This is a genomic window from Streptomyces sp. NPDC048191, from assembly GCF_040652655.1.
Classification (GTDB): domain Bacteria; phylum Actinomycetota; class Actinomycetes; order Streptomycetales; family Streptomycetaceae; genus Streptomyces.
On record NZ_JBEZMO010000060.1, the window covers coordinates 1 to 10,610 of the forward strand.

Below are 10,610 nucleotides of genomic sequence, written 5' to 3' on the forward strand. Positions count from 1 at the left end.
GACCGCGGTCGTACGGGCCCGACGCCTTGGTGCCCGCGATACCGCGCGGACCACCAGGTGGTGGTCCGCGCTTCGTTGTGTCCGGCACGGTGCCGACCAGGGCTGCGGGGTCGTCGCCCCGGTCGGCGAGGACGGCCCCGTGGTGCGACCGTGCCGCGACATGGTGCTGCCCCCCGGCCTGGGGGAAGGCCGGGGGGCAGGTTCGGGTGGGCCGGTGTCAGGCGCTCGGCGACAGCTCCGGCACCGCGCTGTGCAGGTCCGGGCCGGGCAGGTCCACGGCCGGGTCCATGATGCGGCGTGTCTGCAGGCTGACCCCCAGCAGCGTCCCGTCGGGCGTCCACAGGGAGCCCGACTCCAGGGTCCATCCGAAGCCGGCCTGCTCGGTGCGGACCTGGATCAGCGCCCAGTCGTCGAGGCCCCCCTCGGCGACCTGGTCGGTGAAACGCACCGAGATCTCGGCCGAGGGGACCGGGACGGGCCGGTCCAGGACGCCGTAGAGCGCGGGCGGCATCGAGTCGAGCAGGACGAACACCGCCTCCGCGGGCTGCAGATCGAGGTTCTTCAGCCGTATCCAGCCGGTCAGCTGGGCCTCTTCGCCCCCGGCGAGCGGACGGGTCGTGGACGCCATCCGAATGCTCAGATGGCGTGCGACCGGGATCAGGTCCGGCAGGAGGTCGAACTCCGGGCAGTCGGCGACGTCCGGGACCTCGGGCATACGGGGCCTGCGGTAGAGCAGGCCGTTCTCGGCCCCGCCCTCGGCGAACAACGAGATCGCCGAGGCGGCGGGGTGGCCGTCGTGGTAGAGCGTCGACCTGGTCACGGCGCTCGACAGGTTCCTCTGCTGGACCTCGGTGGACAGTCGCAGGGGCGCGGTGCGCACCGGGGCGAGGAACGAGGCGTGGACGGAGCGCGGCGTCATTCCGCCGGCGAGGTGCCTGGCATGCCGCATCATCATCGCGGCGAGCAGCCCGCCGTGCGCGGAGTGCCACGACCACCATGTCGGGTCGAGCGCGGGAAGATCCACCTCACTGCTGGTCAGGTCCGGCAACGGGACTCCTTCAACTCGTAGTTACGTCATGTGGTGCCCGTCAGGGGCTCAGCACGCGCCCCGGCGTACGTGCGTGGCCGGACAGCCGGTTCCGGAGGTTGACCAGGCCCGCCCGGGCGAGTACCTGCGGAGCCAGGAACTCCCTGACCCCCATGAAGCGGCTGGCGTACCGGTGCAGATGGCGGGCCGTCTGCGGATCGTGGACGGCGGCGGAGAACATCTGCCGCTCGATGGCGTTCATCGGCCGGCCCCCCGCGTAGTCCGCGATCAGGAACTGCTGACCGCGCAGCCGGTCCCGGCGCACCCGCCGGTACTCGGCCAGCCCGCGGTCCACTTCACCGGGACCGAGGTGCAGCCCGTCCCTGGTGGCGGCCACGAGCCAGGACGCCGACTGGAAGGCCCAGCCACAGCCGACGCCCCAGATGGGATCGGAGCACAGTGCCGCGTCACCCACGAGCGCGAGGCCGGGGGCGGTCGGCTCGCGGTCCAGCAGCGGGTAGTCGGTGGTGCCGATGATCTTCGACACGCGTTCCCCGGCGCTCAGGTCGGGACCGTTCGGCAGCCGGCTCAGGTACTCCGTGTAGGCGCCGTCCAGGTCGGCGCGGAACGCGGGCAGATGGTGTTTGCCGGGCGCGCAGGCGATCGCCGTGAGCCCGCTGTCCGTAGGATTGGCGTAGGCCATGTCCTGACCGAACCAGATGTAGCTCACGTCCGACTTCGGCAGCACGTCCCCGCGGAAGTACGCGAAGTAGCTGAAGCGGTTGTTGGGGACGGACTTGGTGGGCAGATCCGCGAACTCGGCGACGGAGGAGTTCCTGCCGTCGGCGCCGACGACGAGCCGCGCGCGGATCTCCCGGTCCGCGCCGTCCCTGCCCACCCGGACGCCGACCGTGCGTCCGCCCTCCCGCACCAGGCCGGTGACCTTGGTGCCCAGATGCGTCTCGACGCCCTCCGTCTCCATGGCGATGCGGCGCAGGATCGGGTCGATGGTCTCCCGGCGCACGTTGTAGCCGTACGGCAGCGGTTCGCCGGGGGACGTCGGCTCGGGCTCGATCCAGCCCCACTGGGTCCACCACGCCACCGGGAAGGTGCGCGGCGCGCCCGCCTGCTCGATCTGCGGGATGACGCCGAGCTCCCGCATGATCGGCACGGCGGAAGGCTGGATGTAGTGGTTGCACAGGACCTTGTAGGCGTCGGGGTTCTTGTGCCGCTCGATGAGTGCGACGCGGGCGCCCGCCCGTGCGTACAGGATGGCCGCGGTGCAGCCGGCGATGCTGCCGCCGACGACGGCCACGTCATAGGCCGGGGCGCTCATGAGGCCTGCGGCTTCCGGATGGCGGCCACCTGGCCGTACATGTCGAGCAGGTTGTCGCCGACCCAGTACTCCGCGATGAGACCGTCGTCGTCGAGCCGCAGGATGTCGTGGCCCTCGATGAAGACCTCGGTACCCGCGGGAGCGGTGGCGCCGCGCGGCTTGCCTCCCTGCCAGACACCGCGGAAGCTCCAGCGGCCGATCACATGGTCGTCGCTGACGAACGGACCGACCGTCGTGATCATCTTGGACTCGGAGAAGTACGAGTGCCACACGTCGATCCAGCGGACCACGGCACCGGGGCTGTTGATGGTGTGCGACTCCGGCATCTCATAGGCGGCGAGATGACACACCAGGTTCGGCGAGATGATGCTCTCGCCGACGGCGAACTTCTCGGAGTCCGGGAAGTCACCGCTCCACAGGCCGATCCAGCGGTGCCACAGGTCGGCCTTGGCGCGCACTGTGGATGTGTCCACGGCGGCGTTGGACATGTGCGTCCCTTTCGTGTTGCGCTGCTTGAGTGGTGGTGTCGCCCGGAGAGCCGGGCGGTGGGTTCAGGACCTGACCGGGTCGTGGATCGCGCCCAGTCGGACGTACATGTCGATGAGGTTGTCGCCGACCCAGTACTCCGAGATCCGGCCGTCCTCGACCCGCAGGATGTCCACGCCGGCGAACTCGACCTCGGTACCCGCGGGAGCGGTCGCGCCCAGCGGCTCACCGCTCTGCCACACACCGGTGAACCTGCGGCGGGCGAGGATGTAGTCGTCGTTGACGAACGGACCGAAGTCGGTCGTCAACACCGACAGGGAGAACCGGGAGCGCCACTCCTCGAGCCAGCGGACGAGGGTGGCCGGGCCGTCCACCGGCTCGGTGTCCGCGGGCCGGCCGAAGGCGGGGAGGTGCGTCTGCAGCTTGGGGGCGATGACGGACTCCGCGAGGTCGAAGTTCCCGTTCCACAGGTCGACCCAGCGGTGCCAGAGGTCTGTGTTGGTGTGACGCGCAGGAGCTTCTCGCACGACGATGGACATGGGGTTGGTCCTCTCTGGTGTGTCTTGGCGGCTGAGGCGGCGCCGGTCAGCCCGCGGCATCGATCAGGGCGAAGATCTCGCGGGGGCTCGCCGGCGCCGCGAAGAGCTCTTCGAGTTGGGTCACTTCGTCGGTGACCGGATCCGGCGCCACGGCTGGGGTTCCGGACACGCTCTCGGCGATGTGGGTGGCGATGGCGTGGGGTGTGGGGTGGTCGAAGACGAGGGATGCGGGCAGGCGCAGTCCGGTCGCGGTGTTGAGCCGGTTGCGCAGCTCGACCGCGGTCAGCGAGTCGAAGCCCAGCTCCTTGAACGCCCGGTCCGCCGCGACACTCTGCGCCGTGGCATGTCCCAGCACAGCGGCCACCGTGCCCCGCACCAGCTCCAGCACGGCACGCTCACGCTCCGCACCCGGCAGAGCCCTCACCGACTCCGCCCACGACACCCCACCGCCACCCACAGCGGCAGCACGCCGACGACGCGGCACCAACGTCCGCATCAACGACGGCACCGACTCCGACTCCGCCGCGCGCAGCGCCGCACGATCCACCGCCGCCGCGACCAACAGGGCCGCACCGGTGTCCAGAGCACGGTCGAGCAGACCCAGGCCGGCCTCGGTGGGCAGCGCCCTGATCCCCGAACGAGCCAGCCGCGCCCGGTCCGCCACGTCCAGACCGCCACTCATCGCACTCGCCTCCTCCCACAGGCCCCAGGCGAGCGAGTGGGCGGGGAGACCCTCAGCGCGGCGGTGCGCGGCCAGAGCGTCCAGGAACGTGTTCGCGGCAGCGTAATTGCTCTGCCCCGCATTACCGATCACACCGGCGATCGAGGAGAACACCACGAACGCCGCCAACGGCAGATCACGCGTCAGCTCGTGCAGGTTCCACGCCGCATCCACCTTCGGCCGCAACACCGGAGCCAGACGCTCCACCGACTGCGCCTGCATCAGGCCGTCATCCAGGACGCCCGCGGCATGCACCACCGCCGTCAACGGACGGTCAGCGGAGACACCGGCGATCACACCGGCCAGCGCACCGGCATCGGCCGCGTCACACGCCGCGTGCTCGACCGTGGCCCCCAATCCCGCCAGCTCGGCGCTGAGTTCGCCGGCACCGGGAGCGTCCGCGCCCCGCCGCGAGAGCAGCAGCAGATGCCGCACACCATGACGCTGGACGAGATGCCGGGCCACCAACGCACCCAGCGTGCCCGAAGCACCAGTGACCAGCACCGTGCCATCCGGATCCAGCCCAGCCGACTCCTGCCCAGCGGCCACCGGCACCAGACGCGGCACCAGAACCTGACCGTCACGGACGGCGAGTTGGTCCTCTCCACCGGCGATCACGTCGTGCGGCAGTGCGCCGGACGGTTCGAGGTCGACCAGAGTGAACCGGCCCGGATGCTCCGACTGAGCCGTACGGATCAGGCCCCACGCCGTCGAGGCACCCAAATCGGCGGGTGCATCGTCGCCGCCTACTGCGAGCGCACCACGGGTGACGACGACCAGCCGCGCATCCGCGAACCGCTCATCACCCACCCAGCACTGAGCCAGCCCCAGCACCTCACCCGCAACACGATGCGCAGCAACCGGAGCAGCCTCACCATCCCGCGAGGACACCGACACAACCACCCGGTCCGGCACCACACCCGCATCAGCCAACTCCAACAACTCACCCACACCCGCCACTTCGGCAACCGCACCAGCAGCAGGCGGCACCACGACCGGCACCCAGTCCACAGCCAGCAGATCCCCGTCCGTGGCGCCTCCCGCAGCGTTAAGCGCCGCTGCCGCGAGCCGCTCGAGTGTGATGGGCCGGGCCCTCAGAGCCGCCACCCGGCAGGCCGGCCGGCCCGTCGTGTCGGCCAGCTCGACGACGTACTCGTCGGTGCCGCGCACCCCGAGCCGTACCCGCAGGCGTGAGGCGTCGGCCGCTTCGAGGCGTACACCGCCCCAGGAGAACGGCAACTGTACTTGTCCCGCGTCGTCCTGACCGGTCAGCACCAGGGGGTGGAGAGCGGCGTCCAACAGGGCGGGATGCAGCCCGAACCCGGCGGTGGCGGTGCCGTCGGCCAGGGAGATCTCGGCATACAGGTCGTCGCCGACCCGCCACAGGGCGTCGAGTGCCTGGAACACGGGCCCGTACTCGTAGCCGCGTTCGGCGAGACGGTCGTACGCACCGGTGAGGTCCACCGGCTCGGCACCCGCCGGAGGCCATGCCCCCGTCGCCCAGTCGGCACGGGCCGGGCTCTCTCCGGCGGACTCCGTGACCACGTGTCCGGTGGCGTGGCGCACCCACTCCTGGTCGTCGTGGGCGCGGGCGTACACGACGACCGGGCGTCGGTCGTCGTCGGGAGCGCCCACCGACACCTGCACCTGGACCGCACCGTGGTCGGGCACCACCAGGGGTGCCTCGAGCGTCAGTTCCTCGACGACGGGGCAGCCCGCGCGGGCTCCGGTGACGGCGGCCAGTTCGACGAGGGAGGCCCCGGGCAGCAGGACCGCTCCCGCCACGGCGTGGTCGGACAGCCACGGGTGGGCGGACAGGGACACCAGACCGCTCAGCACCACCCCGAGGTCGCCGCCCAGATCAACGGCCGCCCCCAGGAGCGGGTGACCCGTGCGCTGCAGGCCGGCGGCCGCGACGTCACCGGACGCGGTCGGCACGTCCAGCCAGTGCCGCGTGCGCCGGAACGCGTACGTCGGCAGCTCGACACGGGTGCGCGGCCTGCCGTCGGCGGACAGCAGCGCCGTCCAGTCGACCGGGTACCCGGCGCAGTGCAGTTCGGCCGCCGACCGCAGGAACTGGCCGATGCCGCCGGCGCCGCGCCGCAGCGACCCGATGACCAGGGCCTCGGCGCCCACGGTGGAGAGCGTCTCCTCCACCCCGTACGTCAGCACCGGATGCCCGCTGCTCTCGACGAAGGCGTCGAAGCCGTCCCGCACCAGGGCGCGGACCGCCTGCTCGAACTGCACGGGTCGGCGCAGGTTCTCGTACCAGTAGGAACCGTCCATGCCGGTCGTGTCGTCGAGGCGCTCCCCCGTGAGCGTGGAGTAGAACGGCACGCGTCCCTGACGGGGCGTGATGTCCGTGAGCTCGTCGAGGAGGGTGTCGTGCAGCTGCTCCATGTGCGGTGAGTGCGAGGCGTAGTCGACGGGCACCCGCCGTACCCGCACCTGCCGTGCCTCGCCCTCGGCCTGGAGGGCGTCCAGCGCGGTCGCGGCACCCGACACGACGACCGACGCGGGGCCGTTGACGGCCGCCAGGTGCAGGTCGCCGGCCAGCTCCGTGAGCAGTTCCCGGGTCCGCTCCGGTGCGAGGCCCACCGAGGCCATGCCGCCGTCACCCGCGATGCGGGCGATGGCGCGCGAGCGCAGGGCCACCACCTTGGCGGCGTCGTCCAGGTCGAGGACGCCGGCGACGCAGGCCGCCGCGATCTCGCCCTGCGAGTGGCCCACCACGGCCGCCGGTACGACGCCGAGGGACTCCCACACCGCCGCGAGGGACACCATCACCGCCCACATCACGGGCTGGATGACGTCGACGCGGGCCAGTTTCTCCTCGTCCGTGAGCACATCGGCGAGCGACCAGTCGATGTAGGGGGCGAGGGCGCGCTCGCACTCGGCCAGTCGCCGGGCGAACACCGGGGAAACGGCGCCGAGTTCGGCCCCCATACCCACCCACTGCCAGCCCTGGCCGGGGAAGACGAACACGACCCGGTCGGCGGCCGACGCGACACCGGCGGTGGCCCGGGGATGGGCGCGCCCTGCGGCGACCGCGGCCAGCGAGTCCAGCAGTTCCTGCCGGTCCTGTCCGAGGACGACCGCGCGGTGTGCGAACCGCGCCCGGCCGTCCGCGAGGCTGAACGCCGCGTCCAGCAGGTCGAGTCCAGGCGTGCGGGCGAGGTGGTCGCGCAGGCGCCCGGCCTGGGCCCGCAGGGCGTCGGCCGAGCGGGCCGACAGGATCCAGGGCACCAGGGCGGCCTCGGGAGCGACGACGACGGCCGGAGCGGCTGCGGGCGTCTCCTGCGTGGCCGTGGGCTCGGCGGCGTCGGGTGCTTCTTCGAGGATGAGGTGGGCGTTGGTGCCGCTGATGCCGAAGGAGGACACGGCGGCCCGGCGGGGACGCTCACCCTGTTCCCACGCCACCTCCTCGGTCAGCAGCCGTACCGCGCCCGCTTCCCAGTCCACGTGCGGAGTGGGCTCATCCACATGCAGGGTGCGCGGCAACACACCATGGCGCATCGCCTGCACCATCTTGATCACACCACCCACACCCGCGGCGGCCTGACTGTGCCCGATGTTCGACTTCAACGACCCCAGCCACAACGGACGCTCCCCGTCACGACCCTTGCCATACGTCGCCAGCAACGCCTGCGCCTCGATCGGATCACCCAGCCGCGTCCCCGTACCATGCGCCTCCACCGCATCCACATCACCGGGCGACAACCCGGCATCCGTCAACGCACTCCTGATCACCCGCTCCTGAGCAGGACCGTTCGGAGCCGTCAGACCATTGGACGCACCGTCCTGGTTCACCGCCGTGCCACGGACCACGGCCAGCACCCGATGCCCACGCCGACGCGCCTCCGACAACCGCTCCACCAGCAGCAGGCCCACACCCTCGGCCCAGGCCGCCCCGTCCGCCGCGGCGGCGAAGGCCTTGCACCGCCCGTCGGGGGACATACCGCGCTGGCGGGAGAACTCGATGAACGTGGTCGGGGTGGCCATGACCGTGACACCGCCGGCCAGGGCCAGGTCGCACTCGCCTCGGCGCAGCGACTGCACCGCCAGGTGCAGGGCCACCAGGGACGACGAGCAGGCCGTGTCCACCGTCAGCGCCGGCCCCTCCAGCCCGAAGTAGTAGGCCAGCCGGCCCGACGCCACGCTGCCCGCGCTGCCCGTGCCCAGGTAGCCCTCCAACTCGTCCGGAACCTCGTGGACGCGTGAGGCGTAGTCGTTGTACATGACGCCCGCGTACACACCGGTGCGGGAGCCGCGCAGGGTCGCCGGATCGATGCCGGCGTTCTCGAAGGCTTCCCAGGCCGTCTCCAGCAGCAGCCGCTGCTGCGGGTCCGTGGCCAGCGCCTCACGCGGGCTGAGCCCGAAGAACTCCGCGTCGAACTCCGCGGCCCCATAGAGGAAGCCACCCGACTTCGCGTACGTCGTGCCGGTCGCTTCCGGGTCCGGGTCGTAGAGGGACTCCACGTCCCAGCCACGGTCGGCCGGGAACTCACCGATGCCGTCCACACCACCGGCCACCAGCTCCCACAACCCCTCGGCGTCCGACACACCACCCGGGTAGCGGCACGCCATGCCCACCACCGCGATCGGATCGTCGTCCACCGAGGCCGCCTGCTGCGGCGGGACATCCGCGTCCGCGTCACCACCGGCCCCGAACAACTCGTCTCCCACGCGGGTGGCGATGGCGTGGGGTGTGGGGTGGTCGAAGACGAGGGATGCGGGCAGGCGAAGTCCGGTCGCGGTGTTGAGCCGGTTGCGCAGCTCGACCGCGGTCAGCGAGTCGAAGCCCAGCTCCTTGAAGGCCCGGTCCGCCGCGACACTCTGCGCCGTGGCATGCCCCAGCACAGCGGCCACCGTGCCCCGCACCAACTCCAGCACGGCACGCTCACGCTCCGCACCCGGCAGAGCCCTCACCGACTCCGCCCACGACACCCCACCGCCACCCACAGCGGCAGCACGCCGACGACGCGGCACCAACGTCCGCATCAACGACGGCACCGACTCCGACTCCGCCGCGCGCAGCGCCGCACGATCCACCGCCGCCGCGACCAACAGGGCCGCACCGGTGCCCAGAGCACGGTCCAGCAGACCCAGGCCGGCCTCGGTGGGCAGCGCCCTGATCCCCGAACGAGCCAGCCGCGCCCGGTCCGCCACGTCCAGACCGCCACTCATCGCACTCGCCTCCTCCCACAGGCCCCAGGCGAGCGAGTGGGCGGGGAGACCCTCAGCGCGGCGGTGCGCGGCCAGAGCGTCCAAGAACGTGTTCGCGGCAGCGTAATTGCTCTGCCCCGCATTACCGATCACACCGGCGATCGAGGAGAACACCACGAACGCCGCCAACGGCAGATCACGCGTCAGCTCATGCAGGTTCCACGCCGCATCCACCTTCGGCCGCAACACCGGAGCCAGACGCTCCACCGACTGCGCCTGCACCAGACCGTCATCCAGGACGCCCGCGGCATGCACCACCGCCGTCAACCCACGATCAGCGGAAACACCCGCGATCACACCGGCCAGCGCACCGGCATCCGCCGCATCACACGCCGCGTGCTCAACCGTCGCACCCCACGACTCCAGCTCGGCACTGAGTTCGCCGGCACCAGGAGCGCCCGCGCCCCGGCGCGAGAGCAGCAGCAGATGCCGCACACCATGACGCTGGACGAGATGCCGGGCCACCAACGCACCCAGCGTGCCCGAAGCACCAGTGACCAGCACCGTGCCATCCGGATCCAGCCCAGCCGACTCCTGCCCAGCGGCCACCGGCACCAGACGCGGCACCAGGACCTGACCGTCACGCACCGCGACCTGCGGCTCCTCACCCACCAGTACGGCAGCGGAAACCTCACCCGCATCATCCAGATCCACCAGCGCGAACCGGCCCGGATGCTCCGACTGAGCCGTACGGATCAGGCCCCACGCCGTCGAAGCACCCAAATCGGCCGGACCATCCTCCTGACCGACACCGACGGCACCACGGGTGACGACGACCAGACGCGCATCCGCGAACCGCTCATCACCCACCCAGCACTGAGCCAGACCCAGCACCTCACCCGCAACACGATGCGCAGCAACCGGAGCAGCCTCACCATCCCGCGAGGACACCGACACAACCACCCGGTCCGGCACCACACCCGCATCAGCCAACTCCAACAACCCACCGACACCGGCCACTTCAGCGACCGCTCCAGCAGCAGGCGGCACCACGACCGGCACCCAGTCCACAGCCAGCAGATCCCCGTCCGTGGGTGTGCTGCTCGCCGCCAGGCCGTCGCCGAGCGGGCGCAGGGCGAGGGAGCCGATCTCCATCACCGGCTGCCCCTCGGGATCGAGCGCCGTCATCCGGCCATCAGCCGCCCAGTGCACACGCAGTCGCGTCGCTCCAGTGGCATGGACGACCACATCACTCCACGCGAACGGCAGCAACAACTCGCCACCCCCGTCCACCGCCTCATGAGCAAGCGGATGCAACGCCGCGTCCAGCAACGC

At 71.4% G+C, this 10,610-nt stretch carries 5 protein-coding genes and 1 pseudogene; all 6 read right to left on the reverse strand.

The genetic code is table 11. From position 1 onward, the window contains the following. Positions 1–217: 217 nt before the first annotated feature. Positions 218–1,048: a thioesterase family protein gene (locus AB0D93_RS40850; protein ID WP_362131617.1), complete on the reverse strand. Its 831-nt coding sequence runs from the start codon at positions 1,046–1,048 to the stop codon at positions 218–220. 40 nt (positions 1,049–1,088) lie between these two features. Then, positions 1,089–2,363: an NAD(P)/FAD-dependent oxidoreductase gene (locus tag AB0D93_RS40855; protein WP_362131620.1), complete on the reverse strand. Its 1,275-nt coding sequence runs from the start codon at positions 2,361–2,363 to the stop codon at positions 1,089–1,091. Next, on the reverse strand, positions 2,360–2,851 hold the full coding sequence (locus AB0D93_RS40860; protein ID WP_362131623.1) for a hypothetical protein: 492 nt from the start codon (positions 2,849–2,851) through the stop codon (positions 2,360–2,362). Before AB0D93_RS40860 ends, AB0D93_RS40855 begins: the two co-directional genes overlap by 4 nt. Positions 2,852–2,914: 63 nt before the next feature. Continuing rightward, positions 2,915–3,388, reverse strand: coding sequence for a nuclear transport factor 2 family protein (locus tag AB0D93_RS40865; protein ID WP_362131626.1), 474 nt, complete (start codon positions 3,386–3,388; stop codon positions 2,915–2,917). Between the two features lie 46 nt (positions 3,389–3,434). Beyond that, positions 3,435–9,296 (reverse strand): SDR family NAD(P)-dependent oxidoreductase, encoded by a 5,862-nt coding sequence (locus AB0D93_RS40870; protein ID WP_362131629.1) that lies wholly within the window; start codon positions 9,294–9,296, stop codon positions 3,435–3,437. A 69-nt stretch (positions 9,297–9,365) separates the two neighbouring features. Beyond that, positions 9,366–10,463, reverse strand: a pseudogene (locus tag AB0D93_RS40875) (beta-ketoacyl reductase); the annotation flags it as partial. Positions 10,464–10,610 lie beyond the last annotated feature (147 nt).